Genomic DNA, 17553 nt, shown 5'->3' on the forward strand with positions numbered 1-17553 from the left:
CATATGAAAAGGGTCCCCGTGCGCCAGCTGGCACACAGGGACCCTCAGCCGTTCAGGATGCGAGCTCTAGCGCTCGACCTCACCCTTGATGAACTTCTCGACGTTGGCGAAGGCCTCGTCGTCGAAGTACTGCACCGGCGGGGACTTCATGAAGTAGCTCGACGCCGACAGGATCGGACCGCCGATGCCGCGGTCCTTGGCGATCTTCGCGGCGCGCAGCGCGTCGATGATGACGCCCGCGGAGTTCGGGGAGTCCCAGACCTCAAGCTTGTACTCAAGGTTCAGCGGAACGTCACCGAAGGCGCGGCCCTCAAGGCGCACGTACGCCCACTTGCGGTCGTCCAGCCAGGCGACGTAGTCCGAGGGGCCGATGTGGACGTTCTTCTCGCCCATGTCGCGGTCCGGGATCTGCGAGGTGACGGCCTGCGTCTTCGAGATCTTCTTGGACTCCAGGCGGTCGCGCTCCAGCATGTTCTTGAAGTCCATGTTGCCGCCGACGTTGAGCTGCATGGTGCGCTCAAGACGGACACCGCGGTCCTCGAACAGCTTCGCCATCACGCGGTGCGTGATGGTGGCGCCGACCTGCGACTTGATGTCGTCGCCGACGATCGGGACGCCGGCCTCGGTGAACTTGTCCGCCCACTCCTTGGTGCCGGCGATGAAGACCGGGAGGGCGTTGACGAACGCGACCTTGGCGTCGATGGCGCACTGCGCGTAGAACTTCGCCGCGTCCTCGGAGCCGACCGGCAGGTAGCAGACCAGAACGTCGACCTGCTGGTCCTTGAGGACCTGGACGACGTCCACGGGAGCCTCGGCGGACTCCTCGATGGTCATCCGGTAGTACTTGCCGAGACCGTCCAGGGTGTGGCCGCGCTGGACCGTGACGCCCTTGTTCGGGACGTCGCAGATCTTGATGGTGTTGTTCTCGCTGGCGCCGATGGCGTCCGAGAGGTCGAGGCCGACCTTCTTGGCGTCGACGTCGAACGCGGCGACGAACTCCACGTCACCGACGTGGTAGTCGCCGAACTGGACGTGCATCAGACCCGGGACCTTGGTGGCCGGGTCGGCGTCCTTGTAGTACTCGACGCCCTGCACCAGCGAGGCGGCGCAGTTGCCCACGCCGACGATGGCTACGCGAACCGAACCCATTCCGGTTGCTCCCTGTTCGATCTCTTCGAAGTCCTGCGTACGCAGGGCCTTCAGTTGGCGGTGTCCTCGGACGGATCCGGCCGGGTGCTGTCCCGGTGCCGGGGCAGACCGCCCGTCTCTCCTGATGTGTGGTCCTGCTGAGCGGAGCCGGTGGCGGGGCCGGATCGCTGATCCCGTCCCGCCCGCTCGCTCTCGATGAGCTCGTTCAGCCAGCGCACTTCGCGCTCCACGGACTCCATGCCGTGACGCTGTAGCTCAAGCGTGTAGTCGTCCAGGCGCTCGCGCGTACGGGACAGGGAGGCACGCATCTTTTCGAGGCGCTCCTCCAGCCGGCTGCGACGACCTTCCAGCACGCGCATCCGCACCTCTCGCTCCGTCTGGCCGAAGAAGGCGAAACGGGCGGCGAAGTGCTCGTCCTCCCAGGTGTCGGGGCCGGTGTGGGAGAGCAGCTCCTCGAAGTGCTCCTTACCTTCCGCCGTCAACCGGTAGACGATCTTGGCGCGGCGCCCTGCGAGTGAAGCGGCAAGCGCATCCTCCGGAGCGCTGCCCGGCTCCTCGATCAACCAGCCGTTGGCGACCAGCGTCTTGAGGCAGGGATAGAGGGTCCCGTAACTGAAGGCCCGGAAGATTCCCAGCGAGGTGTTGAGCCGCTTGCGCAGCTCATAACCGTGCATCGGGGCCTCGCGGAGCAGTCCGAGTACGGCGAATTCGAGGATGCCGGAGCGTCTGCTCATCCTTCGCCTCCTCGGTCGTCGGGGACCTTTATGCCGTGCTGATGTATCGACTCGATACATCAGCACGATAGGGCCGCGTCGCGGCTGCGACAAGAGGGACCGTGGTGAACGGCGTCACATCATCAATTCACAGGAGGCAAGTTGCCTGATTTGGGGTGAACTTCGGCCCTAGGGAGGTTTTGAGCGTGCGTAGTCTGTGCGCCATGCAGATCACTGTGTGCCGAGTGACGTCAGGGGGCGTCGGCGTGTTCAGCGTCATCGGCACACGGGATGCAGCGCGGCCGGCTCCTTCCGAGGACCGGCTCGTGCACTGGGGGGACAGGAACTCAGCTGCCGTTTCCAGGCGCTTTCGCCTGCCCGAGGAGTAGTCGTTCGATGAGCGAGCACCGTCGCAAACCGCCGCAGCCTCAGGGCGGTGGACGTGCCGCGGCCCGACGCGCCGCGCAACAGCCCTCCGGACGCCGGGCGGCCCGGCCGGCGGCCGGATCCCAGGAGTCGTCGGCCCAGTCGCCGTCCGGTTCGTACGGATCGACCTCGGCCTCACCCGCGGATGAGCCCGCGTACGGCGGACGCGCCGAAGCACGGCGGGCCCAGCGGGGCGGCGGCCGCAGGCGCGGCCCCGACGGTGCGGGGCCTCCCGGGGGTCCGGGGCGCCGAGCGGGCCGGGGTGCCGCGGGTGGCGGTCGGCCGGGAAAGAAGCGGTTCATCGACTATCCGCGGTTCGGCCGGCAGGGATGGCGGCGCTGGGTACCGTCCTGGAAGCTCGTCACCGCCTGCGGCCTGGGTTGCTTCGGGCTGCTGATCGCCTTCATCGGCATCGCGTACTACCTGGTGGCCATTCCGGATGTTGCCCGGGCCGCCACGGCCCAGAACAACGTCTACTACTGGGCCGACGGATCCCAGATGGTAGCTACCGGCGGTGAGGTCAACCGGCAGATCATCACGTACGAGCAGATCCCGGCGGCCATGCGGTACGCGGTCATCTCGGCTGAGAACAAGACCTTCGAGACGGACAGCGGTGTCGATCCCCAGGGCATCGCCCGTGCCCTGGTGAACATGGCCAAGGGCGGCCAGACGCAGGGTGGTTCGACCATCACCCAGCAGTACGTGAAGAACGCCCGTCTCGACGACCAGTCACAGACGATCTCCCGTAAGTTCAAAGAGCTCTTCATCTCCATCAAGGTCGGCGCGACCAGGCCGAAGAGCGAGATCATGGCCGGGTATCTGAACACCGCGTACTACGGCCGCGGCGCATACGGCCTGCAAGCCGCCGCCCGCACGTATTACAGCAAGGACGCCAAGGACCTCGACCCGAGCCAGTGCGCCTTCCTCGCCTCGCTCCTGAAGGGCGCCACCTACTTCGACCCGGCCGGCGCCCCCGAGATCGACCCGGCGGCCACGGCCGAGCAGAACACCAAGAACGCCAAGGAGCGCTGGGGCTGGATCCTCGACCAGGAGGTCAAGGACAAGCACCTGAGCCAGACGGATCGGGACAAGTACCGGATCTTCCCGATGCCCGACAAGCCGAAGAAGAACGCGAACCTCAGCGGCCAGATCGGCTATCTCGTGTCGCTGGCGCAGGCCTCGGCGAAGAACAGCAACCCGGACATCGACCTGGCCAAGGGCGGCTACCGGATCTACACGACCTTCGACAAGAAGAAGGTCCAGGAGATGGAAAGCGTGGTCAAGGAGGTCCGGGACAAGAACATCGACCCGCAGAAGCGACCCAAGAAGGACACGTTCGTCCAGTTCGGCGCCGCTTCGGTGGATGTCAAGACCGGGGCCATCGTGGCCATCTACGGCGGTGAAGACGCGACCAAGCACTTCACCAACAACGCCGACGAGACCGGTGCCCAGGTCGGCTCGACCTTCAAGCCCTTCGTTCTCGCGGCCGCAATGCAGTACGGAAAGCGCGACCCGAGCAAGCCGGCGTCGCAGAGCGATTCGTCCCGCACCCCCGTCTCGCCGGACAGCATCTACAGCGGCAAGAACAAGCTGAAGATCAAGAACTATGACGGGACCGTCTGGAAGGACGAGCACGGCGGCGAGTGGCTCCAGACCAACGATGGCGACCAGTCCTACAACCCGCCGAGCTTCGGCATCGACCTCCGCTACGCGATGCAGGAGTCGGTCAACTCCCCCTTCGTCCAGCTCGGCATGGACGTGGGCACGGACAAGGTGAAGCAGGCCGCCATGGCCGCGGGGCTGCGGGACAACAAGACCAGCATGGCCTCCTCCAGCGTGCCCTCGTTCTCGATCGGTACGTCGTCGCCCAGCGCGATCCGCATGGCCGGCGCCTACGCCACCTTCGCCGCCAGCGGCACACAGCGCGACCCGTACTCCGTGACCAAGGTCCTCAAGAGCGGGACCACCATCTACGACCACAAGGACCACGAAACAACCAAGTCCGCCTTCCCCGCTGCCGTGGCCAACAACGTCACCGACGTCCTGAAGGGAGTAGTCGACAAGGGGACCGGCACGAACGCCAAGCTGCCTGGGCGTGAGGTGGCGGGCAAGACCGGTACCACTGACGGCAACCGGTCGGCATGGTTCGTCGGCTACACCCCGCAGTACTCGACCGCCGTCGGCATGTACCGCCTCGACGACAACGAGACCAGCAAGGGGCGTGAGTTCCTGAGCATGCGAGGAACCGGCGGCCAGGCCAAGATCCACGGTGCCTCCTTCCCGTCGACCATTTGGCACGACTACATGGAGCAGGCGCTCGGGAACTCCCCCGCCGAGTCGTTCCCGGCCGCGGAGAAGATCGGCGACAAGGTGTACGGCGGCGGGATGTCCCCCAGCCCCACCCCCTCCCCGACCCCGAGCGCCCCGGCTCCTTCGCCCTCCCCGTCCCTCAAGCCGTCGCCCAGCCCCTCGCTCACCCCGTCTCCGAGCCCCAGCGCCTCCTGTAGCAAGTGGGACTGGACCTGCGGCAACAACACGGGCGGTGCCAACGGGGACCCGGCGACCGGTGGAACGGATGGCGGGCCGCCACCCAGCCCGTCACCCAGCAAGTCGAAACCGGGCAACGGTCCTGGCGGTGGCGGAACCGGTGGCTGGTTCGGCAATACCGGCGGTTAGATCGGCCGACTGACGGCGGGGGCGGTGTTTCACGTGAAACACCGCCCCCGCCGTTTCACGTGAAACAACCTCCTCGTTTCACGTGAAACACGGGCGATCCCCGTATCCACAGCCCTGTACGGCAGGATGTCCGGCATGACGAGCGAGACGAGCCCCCGTGTGTACGAGGACCGACGCGAAGCCTTCGCGGAACCCGTCGTGCGCCCCACGGAACAGGACGAGGTCGCCGCTGCCGGCAGCCAGCTGATCGGCGGCCCGCTCGGGCGCTGGGCCAAGCCCGGCCGCCACTGGCTCACCCCGATCCGGGTCGTGGTGCTCGTCGCGATCGGTATGTTCGCCCTGGGGATGGCCCAGAAGCTGCCCTGCTACGACTGGGCGTGGTTCCGGGGCGCCAATTCGCAGTACACCCACGCCTGCTATTCGGACATCCCGCATCTCTACTCGCTGCGCGGCTTCGCCGACAATCTGGTGCCGTACTTCGACCGGCTCAACGGCGACATGAACTACCTCGAATACCCGGTGCTGACCGGACTGTTCATGGAGGTCGCCTCCTGGCTGACACCGGGGAGCGGAGACATGCAGCACCGTGAGCAGATGTACTGGATGGTCAATGCGGGGATGCTGATGGCCTGCACGGCCGTCATCGCTGTCTGTGTCACCCGGACCCACCGCCGTCGCCCCTGGGATGCCCTGCTCGTCGCGCTGGCCCCGGCCTTCGCGCTCACGGCCACGATCAACTGGGATCTGTTCGCCGTCGCCCTCACCGCGGCCGCGATGCTGATGTGGTCGCGCGGGCGGACGCTCGCCTTCGGCATCCTGATCGGCCTCGCCACGGCGGCCAAGCTCTACCCCGTACTGATTCTCGGGCCGCTACTCGTGCTGTGCTGGCGGGCCGGAAAATGGCGGGAGTTCGGGGCCGCGGCGCTGGGTGCCGCCGGTGCCTGGCTCGTCGTGAACCTGCCGGTGATGATGCTCGCACCCGAGGGGTGGAAGAAGTTCTACACCTTCAGCCAGGAGCGGTCCGTCGACTTCGGTTCGTTCTGGCTGATCATTTCGCAGCGTACGGGCAAGGGCCTGGACACCGACCTGGTGAACACGCTGGCCATGATCCTCATGGTGCTGGCCTGCGCGGGAATCGGAGTCCTCACCCTCACCGCGCCGCGTCGCCCGCGTCTTGCGCAGCTCGCGTTCCTCGTCGTCGCGGCGTTCATCCTCACCAACAAGGTCTACTCACCGCAGTACGTGCTGTGGCTGATCCCGCTGGCCGCGCTCGCCCGGCCTCGCTGGCGCGACTTTCTGATCTGGCAGGCCGGGGAAGTCGTCTACTTCCTCGGGATCTGGCTGTACCTCGCCTACACGATGAGCGGCGAGAAGCATCAGGGACTGCCCCCCGAGGGCTATCAACTGGCCATCGCGGCACACCTGTTGACCACGCTGTATCTGTGCGCCGTCGTGGTGCGCGACATCCTGCTGCCGGACCGGGACGTCGTACGCCGGGACGGTTCCGACGACCCGTCGGGCGGTGTCCTCGACCGGGCCGAGGACGTGTTCGTCCTGGGCCACGCGGCGCACCCCCCGCGGCACGCGGCCCTGTTCGAAGAGGGGCCACGGGTCGACTGGGGTATGCGGACTCCGGCCCCCTGAGGGAGTGCGTACAGGGCTCGGGCCCCTGATCGACGGCGGCTGTCGTCGGCCAGGGGCCCGATGTCATGCGTGCCCGTAGGGCAGGTTCCTAGCGCTCGATGAGGCGGTCGAACTGCGTCGTGGTGTGCCGCAGATGGGCCACCAACTCGTCCCCCACGTGCGGCTCCTGGGAGTCCGACGGCACGAACAGGATCGAGACCTGCATGTGCGGCGGCTCGGCGAACCAGCGCTGCTTGCCGGCCCAGACGAACGGTGACAGGTTGCGATTGACGGTGGCCAGTCCCGCACGGGCCACGCCCTTGGCACGCGGCATCACGCCGTGCAGCGCCTTCGGGGCCTCCAGGCCCACCCCGTGCGAGGTGCCGCCGGCGACCACGACCAGCCAGCCGTCGGAGGCGACCTTCTGCTGGCGGTAGCCGAACCGATCGCCCTTGGTGACGCGGGTGACGTCGAGGACGGATCCCCGGTATTCGGTCGCCTCGTGATCGCCGAGCCACAGCCGCGTACCGATGCGGGCCCGGAAGCGGGTCTGCGGGAACTGCTGCTGGAGCCGGGCCTGCTCCTCGGAGCGCAGGTGGCTGACGAACATGGTGTGCAGGGGCAGCCGGGCCGCGCGCAGCCGGTCCATCCACGCGATGACCTCTTCGACGGCGTCCGAGCCGTCGGCGCGGTCCAGCGGAAGGTGCAGCGCAAAGCCTTCGAGGCGCACGTCCTCGATGGCGGAGCGGAGCATCCCGAGCTCCTCCTCCTTCACGCCGTGCCGCTTCATCGAGCTCATGCACTCGATGACGACACGTGCGCCCACCAGCGCGTGGACGCCGTCCACGGAGGAAACCGAGCGGATGACCCGGTCGGGCAGCGGCACCGGCTCCTCGCCGCGTCTGAACGGCGTCAGGACGAGCAGATCGCCGCTGAACCAGTCCTTGATCCGGGCGGCTTCGTAGGTGGTGCCGACCGCCAGGATGTCCGAGCCGGAGCGGGACACCTCGTCCGCGAGCCGCTCGTGGCCGAAGCCGTAGCCATTGCCCTTGCAGACCGGGACGATGCCCGGGAACTGGTCGATCACGGACTTCTGGTGCGCCCGCCAGCGAGCGGAGTCGACATAGAGGGTGAGCGCCATGGCCGTCCGGACCTTTCTGATGGCTGCGATGTGTGGGAGGTACGAGGAACGAGGTTACGCAACCGCTCAGCGGCGCGACATATACATGTCCAGCGCCTTGTGGAGGAGCTTGTTCAGCGGGAAGTCCCACTCGCCGAGATACTCGGCCGCCTCACCACCGGTGCCCACCTTGAACTGGATGAGACCGAAGAGGTGGTCCGTCTCGTCCAGGGAGTCGGAGATGCCGCGCAGGTCGTAGACCGTCGCGCCCATCGCGTACGCGTCGCGGAGCATTCGCCACTGCATCGCGTTGGACGGCCGCACCTCGCGGCCGATGTTGTCGGACGCGCCGTAGGAGTACCAGACGTGCCCGCCGACGACGAGCATCGTCGCGGCCGAGAGGTTCACACCGTTGTGGCGCGCGAAGTACAGCCGCATCCGGTTGGGGTCCTCGGAGTTGAGGACCGTCCACATGCGCTGGAAGTAGGACAGCGGACGCGGCCGGAAGTGGTCGCGCACCGCGGTGATCTCGTACAGGCGCTGCCATTCGGCGAGGTCTTCGTAACCGCCCTGGACGACTTCGACGCCGGCCTTCTCGGCCTTCTTGATGTTGCGGCGCCACAGCTGGTTGAAGCCCTTGAGGACATCGTCGAGCGAGCGGTTGGCCAGCGGCACCTGGAAGACATAGCGGGGCTGTACGTCGCCGAATCCGGCGCCGCCGTCCTCCCCCTGCTGCCAGCCCATCTTGCGCAGCCGGTCGGCCACTTCGAAGGCGCGCGGCTCGATGTGGGTGGCCTCGACATCGCGCAGGCGCTTCACATCGGGGTCCTGGATGCCGGACTTGATGGCCGCCGAGTCCCAGCGGCGGATGACGACCGGGGGGCCCATCTTGACCGAGAACGCGCCCTGCTGCTTGAGGTGGGCGAGCATCGGCTTCAGCCACTCGTCCAGGTTGGGCGCGTACCAGTTGATGACGGGGCCCTCGGGCAGGTACGCCAAGTAGCGCTTGACCTTGGGGAGCTGGCGGTACAGAACCAGGCCGGCGCCTACGAGCTGGCCGGTCTTGTCGAACCAGCCGAGGCTCTCCGAACGCCACTCCGTCTTGACGTCAGCCCACGCCGGGACCTGGCAGTGGCTCGCCGCGGGCAGGGTCTGGATGTACGCCAGATGCTGCTCACGGCTGATGGTCCTCAGGGTCAGGCTCATGCAGGGCGCTCCTCGGCAGGTGTGTCCCCATGGGTACAGGGGCTCCGGCTCTCGTGCCGAAGCCTACTTGGCCACAGGAGCGCCCCGGATGGCCGTACGGCTCGGCGTCGTACGGGATTTCCGGTGGGGACGGGGTCGCGCGGCCGTCAGCCGCCGACGACACCGCCGAAGAGGCCGCCGTGCGCCATGCCGAGGAAGAACCCGACGGCGGAGGCGCCGAGCCCGAGGATCAGCAGGAACCGTTCGCGCGTCGTCGCCGAGACGAACTGGCCGTAGGCGCCCGTGAGGATGCCGAGCAGACCGGCCCACGAGCTGACCAGGTGGAGGTTGTAGAACCACGCGGTGGTGAAGGCCAGCACGCCCAGGACGACCGTGACGGCCGCGAGGGTGTCCTGGAGCGGATGCGGCTTGCCGTCGGTGGCGAAGAGGGAGACGGGGGCATTCGGTCGCACTGCTTGTGCCATGGGGCACCTCCTGGCGGAAGGCGGCGCCGGGTGACGCCGCACACACCCGATCTGTACAGATTGCGTCCCCTGCCCACCGGATTTCAACCGGAAGCGGGTCAACAGGTACTCTGGACGGTCTGCACGGGTGTCAGCCGTGCCCGCATGCCCTCCCGCTCCTCACGGAGGGGGATTGTCAGTGGGGGCCGATACCGTTGCTTACGCATCACGACCCTCCTGCCACGGAACGACCGTGGCCGCTGAGTCCAAAGGAGGTGGGTTCCACATGCGTCACTACGAGGTGATGGTCATCCTCGACCCCGATCTGGAGGAGCGCGCTGTCTCTCCCCTGATCGAGAACTTCCTCTCCGTCGTCCGCGAGGGCAACGGAAAGGTCGAGAAGGTCGACACCTGGGGCCGTCGGCGTCTCGCCTACGAGATCAAGAAGAAGCCCGAGGGTATCTACACGGTCCTCGACCTGCAGGCCGAGCCTGCGGTCGTCAAGGAGCTCGACCGTCAGATGAACCTGAACGAGTCGGTCCTCCGGACCAAGGTCCTCCGTCCCGAGACCCACTGAGCTTCCGCTCAGCGGTAATCGGGTTCGAGTAGCAACACAGCAGCCAGCAGCAATCCCCGCCGAGAGGTTCATCCATGGCAGGCGAGACCGTCATCACGGTCGTCGGCAATCTCGTCGACGACCCCGAGCTGCGCTTCACCCCCTCCGGTGCGGCCGTCGCGAAGTTCCGTGTCGCGTCCACTCCCCGCACCTTCGACCGTCAGACCAATGAGTGGAAGGACGGCGAAAGCCTGTTCCTGACGTGCTCGGTCTGGCGTCAGGCGGCGGAGAACGTCGCGGAGTCGCTTCAGCGAGGCATGCGCGTAGTCGTGCAGGGTCGGCTGAGGCAGCGGTCCTACGAGGACCGCGAGGGCGTCAAGCGCACGGTCTTCGAGCTGGACGTCGAGGAAGTCGGCCCCAGCCTCAAGAACGCCACGGCCAAGGTCACCAAGACCACCGGTCGCGGCGGCCAGGGTGGATACGGCGGCGGCGGTGGCGGTCAGCAGCAGGGCGGCGGCAACTGGGGTGGAGCCCCCAGCGGCGGCCAGCAGAGCGGCGGCGGTGCTCCCGCCGACGACCCCTGGGCCTCCAGCGCACCCGCCGGTGGCGGACAGCCGCAGAGTGGCAGCGGTGGCGGCTGGGGCGGAAGCTCCGGCGGCGGCTACTCGGACGAGCCGCCCTTCTAGGGCACTCGTCATCCCCACTTCTTGATCACACAGGAGAAACACCATGGCGAAGCCGCCTGTGCGCAAGCCTAAGAAGAAGGTCTGCGCTTTCTGCAAGGACAAGACCGCTTACGTGGACTACAAGGACACGAACATGCTGCGGAAGTTCATTTCCGACCGCGGCAAGATCCGTGCCCGCCGCGTTACCGGCAACTGCACGCAGCACCAGCGTGACGTCGCCACGGCCGTCAAGAACAGCCGTGAGATGGCGCTGCTGCCCTACACGTCCACCGCGCGATAAGGGAAGGGTGACCGAAAAATGAAGATCATCCTCACCCACGAGGTCTCTGGCCTCGGCACTGCCGGCGACGTCGTTGACGTCAAGGACGGCTACGCTCGCAACTACCTGGTCCCGCGTGGTTTCGCGATCCGCTGGACCAAGGGTGGCGAGAAGGATGTCGCGCAGATCCGTCGTGCGCGCAAGATCCACGAGATCGCGACCATCGAGCAGGCCAACGAGGTCAAGGCCCGTCTCGAAGGCGTGAAGGTGCGTCTGGCTGTTCGCTCCGGCGACGCCGGCCGTCTCTTCGGCTCCGTCACCCAGGCCGACGTCGCTTCGGCGATCAAGGCTGCCGGTGGCCCGGACGTGGACAAGCGCCGCGTCGAGCTCGGTGCGCCGATCAAGACCCTGGGTGCTCACCAGGTGTCCGTGCGTCTGCACGCCGACGTTGTCGCGAAGCTTGGCGTCGAGGTCATCGCCGCCTAAGCGCTGCACAGCACAGCAAGAAGGGCCGTACCCCTCGGGGTGCGGCCCTTCTTCTCATCCACCGTGCCGTTCCACGCCTCTGTTCCACGTGTCCGTTTCACGTGAAACAGCACATCCGGCGTGCGGTCAGCGCATCGCGCCCGTGACCAGCCAACGCCCGGAGCGGGCCCGCCGGCCGAGCGTCAGCATGCGGACCGCCATCATCAGCGCCATGGCCCACCACAGTGCGGTGAGGCCGCCGCCGAGGGGTGGCACCAGGAGCGCGACGGGAGCGAAGACGACCAGGGTCACCACCATGGCCCGGGCCAGGTAGGGCCCGTCACCCGCGCCCATCAGTACACCGTCGAGCACGAAGACCACCCCGGCGACGGGCTGGATCAGGGCCACCACGAGCAGCGCGGGCGTCAGGGTGTGCTGGACGGTGTGGTCGCTGGTGAAGAGCGGAACGAACAGCGGACGGGCCGCCACCACCAGCAGACCGAGCAGCACACCGAAGGCGACGCCCCACTCCACCATGCGGCGACAGGCCTGCTTGGCTCCCTTGGCGTCGTCCGCTCCCAGATAGCGGCCGATGATCGCCTGTCCGGCGATGGCGATCGCGTCGAGCGCGAAGGCCATCAGGTTCCACAGGGAGAGGATGATCTGGTGCGCGGCGATGTCGACGTCTCCGAGCCGGGCGGCGACAGCGGTGGCGATCATCAGGACGGCCCGCAGCGAGAGGGTACGCACCAGAAGCGGGACGCCGGCCTGTGCGCTGTTCCTGATGCCCGCGAGATCGGGCCGCAGGGAGGCCTGGTGGCGCCGGGCTCCGCGTACGACCACGAGGAGATAGACGGCGGCCATGCCGAACTGCGCGATGACGGTGCCCCAGGCAGACCCCGCGATGCCGAGCCCGGCGCCGTAGACGAGCCCCACGTTCAGGACACCGTTGGCCGCGAAGCCCCCTATGGCCACGTACAGCGGCGTCCGGGTGTTCTGCAGACCGCGCAGGACGCCGGTCGAGGCCAGCACGACGAGCATGGCGGGGATGCCGAGCGCGGAGATGCGGAGATAGGTGACGGCGTAGGGGGCCGCGGTGTCCGAGGCGCCGAACAGACCGACCAGCCAGGGGGCGCTGGGCAGTACGGTGGCGACCACCACGGCGCCCAGGAACAGGGCCAGCCAGATGCCGTCCATCCCCTGGCGGATCGCGGCCCGCAGATCGCCGGCTCCGACGCGGCGGGACACGGCGGCGGTGGTGGCGTACGCGAGGAAGACGAAAATGCTCACGGCTGTGGTGAGCAGTGGCGCGGCAATACCCAAACCGGCCAGTTGCGGGGTGCCGAGGTGGCCCACGATCGCGCTGTCGGCCATCACGAAGAGCGGCTCGGCGACGAGGGCGCCGAAGGCGGGAACGGCGAGGGACACGATCTCGCGGTCGTGTCGACGCCGGGAGATCCGCCAGTCGTTCTCCGGTGCCGTGGGGGCCTGTTTCATGGGGTCAATCTAATCTTCCACAGGTAATGGATGCAATGGGTTAGTGGTCCTTACTTCGGGACTGCTCTCCGGTTCTTGCGGGCGCCACCCGCCGGGATCTTGAGCCAGTCGGGAAAGTTTTTCTCCCCCACAGCCGGTGGACGGAGAAAGCGCAGGTCAGAGCAGCCATGGGTGAGGCGCTATGACTTTGTCCACAGTGCTGTCCCCCGGTCCGTGCACAGGTTCCGGAGACTTCTCCACAGCATCCGGTCGTTCGTCCACATGCCCTGTGGATAACCAGATTGGCTGACGCCGCTCACGGGCCTACCGTGGTCCGGCGCCCGACGCGCCCGAACCGGAGTCGGGCACATCGATTTGTCAGTGTCGTGCCGTAGAAAGAGTGGCACGGCTAGGTCCGCTGAGCGGACGGGAGGAGGTGGCCCGGTGAGCATTCCCGAGCCGTTGGACGAGCCCTGGGCCGACACCGGTCCAAGTGACCGTCTGCCTGTTTCCCGCCAGCGCGGCGACAGCGAGGCCCGTGGCCGCGGTCGTGGCAGAGGCCGTGACGACCAGCACGACCGGGGGCAGGACGACTGGGACGGCGGGTCCTCCGGCTTCGAGCGCGTACCGCCCCAGGACATCGACGCCGAGCAGTCGGTGCTCGGCGGCATGCTGCTCTCCAAGGACGCCATCGCGGACGTCGTGGAGATCATCAAGGGCCACGACTTCTACAAGCCGGCCCACGAGACGGTCTACACGGCCATCCTCGACCTCTATGCCAAGGGCGAGCCCGCCGACCCCATCACGGTCGCCGCCGAGTTGGTCAAGCGCGGCGAGATCACCCGGGTCGGTGGCGCCTCCTATCTGCACACGCTGGTCCAGTCGGTCCCGACCGCGGCCAACGCCTCCTACTACGCGGAGATCGTCCACGAACGGGCGGTTCTGCGACGGCTCGTCGAGGCCGGTACCAAGATCACGCAGATGGGATACGCGGCGGACGGCGATGTCGACGACATCGTCAACTCCGCGCAGGCCGAGATCTACGCGGTCACGGAGCAGCGCACCAGTGAGGACTACCTGCCCCTCGGCGACATCATGGAGGGCGCGCTCGACGAGATCGAGGCAATCGGCTCACGCAGCGGCGAGATGACCGGAGTGCCCACCGGGTTCACCGACTTCGACTCGCTCACCAACGGTCTGCATCCCGGCCAGATGGTCGTCATCGCCGCCCGTCCCGCCATGGGTAAGTCCACCCTGGCGCTGGACTTCGCCCGCGCCTGTTCGATCAAGCACAACCTGCCCAGCGTGATCTTCTCGCTCGAAATGGGGCGCAATGAGATCGCGATGCGTCTGCTGTCGGCCGAGGCGCGGGTCGCGCTCCATCACATGCGCTCCGGCACGATGACCGACGACGACTGGACGCGGCTGGCCCGCCGCATGCCGGACGTCTCCCAGGCGCCGCTCTACATCGACGACTCGCCCAACCTGTCGATGATGGAGATCCGCGCCAAGTGCCGCCGCCTGAAGCAGCGCAACGATCTCCGCCTCGTCGTCATCGACTATCTGCAGCTGATGCAGTCGGGCGGTTCCAAGCGTGCCGAGAGCCGCCAGCAGGAAGTCTCGGACATGTCGCGAAACCTCAAGCTCCTGGCCAAGGAGCTCCAACTGCCGGTGATCGCGCTCTCCCAGCTGAACCGTGGCCCCGAGCAGCGCACCGACAAGAAGCCGATGGTCTCCGACCTGCGTGAATCCGGCTCCATCGAGCAGGACGCCGACATGGTCATCCTCCTCCACCGTGAGGACGCCTACGAGAAGGAATCGCCCCGCGCGGGCGAGGCCGACCTGATCGTGGCCAAGCACCGTAACGGCCCGACCGCGACCATCACCGTCGCCTTCCAGGGCCACTACTCGCGCTTCGTGGACATGGCAGCGACCTGATCGCGGGGCGTCGTCGGCGCTCAACTACCGTCTCCACACGTGGACATGGACATGGACGGCTGGCTGGCCGACACGCGGGCGTCCTACGACACCGTCGCCGCCGACTACGCGGCGCAGGTACGCGACCTTCTGAACGAGACGCCCTACGAGCGATCGGCCCTGGCCCTGTTCGCGGAACTGGTGCTGGCGTCCGGTGGCGGGCAGGTCGCGGACGTGGGGTGCGGACCCGGAAGGATCACGGCCCATCTGCGAGGTCTCGACGTCGACGCCTTCGGCATCGATCTGTCGTCCGCAATGGTCGAGACGGCGCGGCGTGAACACCCCGGTATGCGATTCGAGGTCGGCTCCATGACGGAACTGGACCTCGCCGCAGCCTCGTTGGCGGGACTCGTGGCCTGGTACTCGTTGATCCACATCCCGGACCAGGAGATCGGTCCGGTCCTGGCCCAGTTCCGGCGGGTCGTGCGCCCTGGTGGCCTTGTGCTGCTCGGCTACCACGTGGGGTACGGGGCCCGGCTGAAGACGCGCGGCTATGGGGGCCACCCCATGAAGGTCCTGGTGCATCGTCGTCAGCCCCTGCACATGGCTGCCTCGCTCGACGGCGCCGGCTTCACGGTCGAGGCGCAGATGACGCTCACCTCGGCCGAGAGTCCGCTGGGCGCGATCGTCTTCGCACGCAGACGTCCCGACGGGACGGGAACGGAAGGTCTCCCGTCGCATTCGGCGTGATCAATTGGCTTTTCCTCAAGCCGAGTTGGCTGCCGTGGCGATCCCGTGGGGCGGATCCGGGGGAGGCGACGGCGGGTCGGAGCGGGCGACTCCGGGCGAAAAGCGGTCGCCTCGGCCCGGCTGCGCGGCTAGACACTAGCCCTATGACCTCACCTCATGCGCCTGTGTCACCAGCCCCCTTCGCGGACCTCCTGCCGTCAACGGAACGTGCGCTCCTGCACCGCATCGCCGTAGCCCAGGCCGAAGGGCGGGCGCCCTCGCTGGTCGCGGCCGTGGCGCGGGACAGCCGGATGATCTGGTCCGGTTCACGGACCTCCGTGGACGGGCACGGCCCGGACGCCGACGTCCAGTACCGCATCGGCTCCATCACCAAGACCTTCACCGCCGTGCTGGTGCTGAGGCTGCGTGACGAAGGGCTCCTGGACCTCGGGGACCCGCTGGAGAAACACCTCCCCGGCACCACGTCGGGCGGCGCGACCATTGCCCAACTGCTCTCCCACACCGCCGGGTTGGCCGCCGAAGCGCCCGCTCCCTGGTGGGAACGGACGCCGGGTGATCTCCGCCCGGAGCTGAGCGATGTGCTGGGGGACCAACCGCAGCCGCACCCCCCGGGCCGGCTGCACCACTACTCCAACCCGGGCTACACGCTGCTGGGTTCCCTGGTGGAAGCCGTACGGGGAGTGCCCTGGGAGGAGGCGCTGCGGACGGAGATCCTCGAACCCCTGGGCATGGACCGCACGACCACGCAGCCGGTGCATCCCCACGCCGGCGGCTGGGCCGTTCACCCATGGGCCGATGTGCTGCTGCCGGAGCCGTCCGAGGACCTCGGCCTGATGGCCCCGGCCGGGCAGCTGTGGTCGACCGCGGCGGACCTCAGTCGCTTCGCCGTCTTCCTCGCGGCGGGGGATGAGCGAGTGCTGAGCGCCGAGTCGGTGGCGGAGATGCGCACCCCTGCCGTTGCGCCGGAGACGGGCGACTGGGACGCCGGCTACGGCCTCGGTATGGCGCTCACCCGGAGCGACGGCCTTGAACTCGCAGGCCACACCGGTTCGTTGCCCGGATTCGTCGCGACCCTCTGGGTGAGCGTGGCGGACGGCGTGGCCGCCGTCGTGCTCGCCAATGTCACCTCCGGCCTGAGGGTCGGCGCGCTGGCCGCCGATCTCGTCCGGATCGTGGCGGAGGCCGAGCCGCGCTTCCCGGAGCCCTGGCGCCCCCTTCCTGAGGTGGACGAGGAGCTCCTGGCGCTCACCGGCCCTTGGTACTGGGGCACCCAGGCGGTCGGCCTGCGCCTGACCGCCGACCGCGGGGTGGCTCTGGCACCGCTGCGGGGCGCCGGCCGGGCAGCCCGGTTCAAGGCCGCCACCGATGGCACCTGGATCGGTCTGGACGGCTACTACCGTGGAGAGACGCTCCGAGTGGTGCGACGAGCGGACGGCTCGGTGAGCCACCTCGATCTCGGATCGTTCGTCTTCACTCGCGAGCCGTACGGCCCCGAAGCGGCTGTGGTCCCCGGTGGTGTGGACCCCGAGGGCTGGCGCGGGGTCTGACGTTTCACGTGAAACGGCCGTTCAGGCCGTCTCCGTAGGTCCTGTTTCACGTGAAACAGGACCTACGGGCTGGCCGGGCCCAGGCCTACAGCGCCTTCTTGAACCCTACGTGCGAGGCCTCGAACCCCAGCCGTTCGTAGAAGCGATGGGCATCGGTACGCGTGGCGTCCGACGTCAGCTGGACCAGCCGGCAGCCCTGGCGCTCCGATTCGGCGACGGCCCACTCGATGAGGAGGGTGCCGAGCCCGCCGCCGCGCTCCGCGCTGTGAACGCGTACACCCTCGATGATCGAGCGGGTCGACCCGCGCCGGGAGAGCCCGGGGACCACGGTGAGTTGGAGGGTTCCCACGACCTGGCCGCTGCGGGCCGCGACCACCACGTGCTGATTGGGGTCGCCGGTGAGCCGCTCGAAAGCGGCACGGTAGGGCGTCAAGTCGTCGGGCGATTCGCGCTGGGCACCCAGCGGATCGTCCGCCAGCATCGCCACGATCGCCGGGAGGTCGTCGGGTGTCGCGGGCCTGATGTCAAGATCGCTCATGAC

General features: G+C 67.8%; 16 protein-coding genes. 9 read left to right on the forward strand and 7 right to left on the reverse strand.

From position 1 onward, the window contains the following. Nucleotides 1-66: 66 nt before the first annotated feature. Entirely contained in the window at nucleotides 67-1149 is a 1083-nt protein-coding gene (locus CG740_RS15075; RefSeq protein ID WP_100575634.1) for an inositol-3-phosphate synthase, read from the reverse strand. Nucleotides 1150-1199: 50 nt separating this feature from the next. Then, the gene (locus CG740_RS15080; RefSeq protein WP_100575635.1) at nucleotides 1200-1883 is read right to left on the reverse strand and encodes a PadR family transcriptional regulator; all 684 of its coding nucleotides are present in this window, start codon (nucleotides 1881-1883) and stop codon (nucleotides 1200-1202) included. Between the two features lie 375 nt (nucleotides 1884-2258). On the opposite strand from CG740_RS15080, the gene CG740_RS15085 reads away from it, so the two are divergent. After that, on the forward strand, nucleotides 2259-4964 hold the full coding sequence (locus CG740_RS15085) for a transglycosylase domain-containing protein (RefSeq protein ID WP_100575636.1): 2706 nt from the start codon (nucleotides 2259-2261) through the stop codon (nucleotides 4962-4964). 135 nt (nucleotides 4965-5099) lie between these two features. After that, the gene (locus CG740_RS15090) at nucleotides 5100-6608 is read left to right on the forward strand and encodes a glycosyltransferase family 87 protein (RefSeq protein WP_100575637.1); all 1509 of its coding nucleotides are present in this window, start codon (nucleotides 5100-5102) and stop codon (nucleotides 6606-6608) included. 88 nt (nucleotides 6609-6696) lie between these two features. Here the strand turns inward: CG740_RS15090 and CG740_RS15095 are convergent, their stop codons facing one another. The 3 genes from CG740_RS15095 to CG740_RS15105 all read right to left on the reverse strand — a co-directional run bounded on the left by CG740_RS15095 (nucleotide 6697) and on the right by CG740_RS15105 (nucleotide 9377). After that, complete coding sequence (locus CG740_RS15095) at nucleotides 6697-7728, reverse strand: alanine racemase (protein WP_100575638.1); 1032 nt, start codon at nucleotides 7726-7728, stop codon at nucleotides 6697-6699. A 66-nt stretch (nucleotides 7729-7794) separates the two neighbouring features. Beyond that, nucleotides 7795-8913, reverse strand: coding sequence for a lipid II:glycine glycyltransferase FemX (locus CG740_RS15100; RefSeq protein ID WP_100575639.1), 1119 nt, complete (start codon nucleotides 8911-8913; stop codon nucleotides 7795-7797). 146 nt (nucleotides 8914-9059) lie between these two features. Next, nucleotides 9060-9377, reverse strand: a complete 318-nt coding sequence (locus CG740_RS15105) for a hypothetical protein (protein ID WP_100575640.1) — start codon at nucleotides 9375-9377, stop codon at nucleotides 9060-9062. A gap of 265 nt (nucleotides 9378-9642) precedes the next feature. Here CG740_RS15105 and rpsF point away from each other — a divergent pair, with 265 nt between their 5' ends. The 4 genes from rpsF (at nucleotide 9643) to rplI (ending at nucleotide 11343) form a co-directional block, all read left to right on the forward strand. Next, nucleotides 9643-9933: a 30S ribosomal protein S6 gene (gene rpsF / locus CG740_RS15110; RefSeq protein WP_100575641.1), complete on the forward strand. Its 291-nt coding sequence runs from the start codon at nucleotides 9643-9645 to the stop codon at nucleotides 9931-9933. 74 nt (nucleotides 9934-10007) lie between these two features. After that, the gene (locus CG740_RS15115; RefSeq protein WP_100575642.1) at nucleotides 10008-10598 is read left to right on the forward strand and encodes a single-stranded DNA-binding protein; all 591 of its coding nucleotides are present in this window, start codon (nucleotides 10008-10010) and stop codon (nucleotides 10596-10598) included. A 43-nt stretch (nucleotides 10599-10641) separates the two neighbouring features. Next, nucleotides 10642-10878, forward strand: coding sequence for a 30S ribosomal protein S18 (rpsR, locus tag CG740_RS15120; RefSeq protein ID WP_005315025.1), 237 nt, complete (start codon nucleotides 10642-10644; stop codon nucleotides 10876-10878). Nucleotides 10879-10896: 18 nt separating this feature from the next. After that, nucleotides 10897-11343, forward strand: coding sequence for a 50S ribosomal protein L9 (gene rplI / locus CG740_RS15125; protein ID WP_100575643.1), 447 nt, complete (start codon nucleotides 10897-10899; stop codon nucleotides 11341-11343). Between the two features lie 126 nt (nucleotides 11344-11469). Here rplI and CG740_RS15130 read toward each other — a convergent pair whose 3' ends face one another. Then, a complete protein-coding gene (locus CG740_RS15130) occupies nucleotides 11470-12819 on the reverse strand; it encodes an MATE family efflux transporter (RefSeq protein WP_100575644.1) in 1350 nt (449 codons plus the stop codon). Between the two features lie 423 nt (nucleotides 12820-13242). On the opposite strand from CG740_RS15130, the gene dnaB reads away from it, so the two are divergent. The 3 genes from dnaB to CG740_RS15145 all read left to right on the forward strand — a co-directional run bounded on the left by dnaB (nucleotide 13243) and on the right by CG740_RS15145 (nucleotide 17012). Continuing rightward, on the forward strand, nucleotides 13243-14736 hold the full coding sequence (dnaB, locus tag CG740_RS15135; RefSeq protein ID WP_100575645.1) for a replicative DNA helicase: 1494 nt from the start codon (nucleotides 13243-13245) through the stop codon (nucleotides 14734-14736). 45 nt (nucleotides 14737-14781) lie between these two features. After that, nucleotides 14782-15465: a class I SAM-dependent methyltransferase gene (locus tag CG740_RS15140; protein WP_100575646.1), complete on the forward strand. Its 684-nt coding sequence runs from the start codon at nucleotides 14782-14784 to the stop codon at nucleotides 15463-15465. Between the two features lie 143 nt (nucleotides 15466-15608). Beyond that, entirely contained in the window at nucleotides 15609-17012 is a 1404-nt protein-coding gene (locus CG740_RS15145) for a serine hydrolase domain-containing protein (RefSeq protein WP_100575647.1), read from the forward strand. Nucleotides 17013-17097: 85 nt separating this feature from the next. Here CG740_RS15145 and CG740_RS15150 read toward each other — a convergent pair whose 3' ends face one another. Further along, nucleotides 17098-17550, reverse strand: a complete 453-nt coding sequence (locus CG740_RS15150) for a GNAT family N-acetyltransferase (protein ID WP_100575648.1) — start codon at nucleotides 17548-17550, stop codon at nucleotides 17098-17100. Nucleotides 17551-17553: the final 3 nt, after the last annotated feature.

Source organism: Streptomyces sp. CB01201, from assembly GCF_002803085.1.
GTDB lineage: Bacteria > Actinomycetota > Actinomycetes > Streptomycetales > Streptomycetaceae > Streptomyces > Streptomyces hundungensis.

What these genes read in the sequence shown, in the direction of transcription:
- CG740_RS15150 (WP_100575648.1), bottom strand. Translation starts at nt 17,550, where the DNA reads ATGAGCGATCTTGACATCAGGCCCGCGACACCCGACGACCTCCCGGCG.
- CG740_RS15105 (WP_100575640.1), bottom strand. Translation starts at nt 9,377, where the DNA reads ATGGCACAAGCAGTGCGACCGAATGCCCCCGTCTCCCTCTTCGCCACC.
- CG740_RS15100 (WP_100575639.1), bottom strand. Translation starts at nt 8,913, where the DNA reads ATGAGCCTGACCCTGAGGACCATCAGCCGTGAGCAGCATCTGGCGTAC.
- CG740_RS15130 (WP_100575644.1), bottom strand. Translation starts at nt 12,819, where the DNA reads ATGAAACAGGCCCCCACGGCACCGGAGAACGACTGGCGGATCTCCCGG.
- CG740_RS15140 (WP_100575646.1), top strand. Translation starts at nt 14,782, where the DNA reads ATGGACATGGACGGCTGGCTGGCCGACACGCGGGCGTCCTACGACACC.
- rplI (WP_100575643.1), top strand. Translation starts at nt 10,897, where the DNA reads ATGAAGATCATCCTCACCCACGAGGTCTCTGGCCTCGGCACTGCCGGC.
- CG740_RS15075 (WP_100575634.1), bottom strand. Translation starts at nt 1,149, where the DNA reads ATGGGTTCGGTTCGCGTAGCCATCGTCGGCGTGGGCAACTGCGCCGCC.
- CG740_RS15115 (WP_100575642.1), top strand. Translation starts at nt 10,008, where the DNA reads ATGGCAGGCGAGACCGTCATCACGGTCGTCGGCAATCTCGTCGACGAC.
- CG740_RS15095 (WP_100575638.1), bottom strand. Translation starts at nt 7,728, where the DNA reads ATGGCGCTCACCCTCTATGTCGACTCCGCTCGCTGGCGGGCGCACCAG.
- rpsF (WP_100575641.1), top strand. Translation starts at nt 9,643, where the DNA reads ATGCGTCACTACGAGGTGATGGTCATCCTCGACCCCGATCTGGAGGAG.
- CG740_RS15080 (WP_100575635.1), bottom strand. Translation starts at nt 1,883, where the DNA reads ATGAGCAGACGCTCCGGCATCCTCGAATTCGCCGTACTCGGACTGCTC.
- rpsR (WP_005315025.1), top strand. Translation starts at nt 10,642, where the DNA reads ATGGCGAAGCCGCCTGTGCGCAAGCCTAAGAAGAAGGTCTGCGCTTTC.
- CG740_RS15145 (WP_100575647.1), top strand. Translation starts at nt 15,609, where the DNA reads ATGACCTCACCTCATGCGCCTGTGTCACCAGCCCCCTTCGCGGACCTC.
- CG740_RS15085 (WP_100575636.1), top strand. Translation starts at nt 2,259, where the DNA reads ATGAGCGAGCACCGTCGCAAACCGCCGCAGCCTCAGGGCGGTGGACGT.
- CG740_RS15090 (WP_100575637.1), top strand. Translation starts at nt 5,100, where the DNA reads ATGACGAGCGAGACGAGCCCCCGTGTGTACGAGGACCGACGCGAAGCC.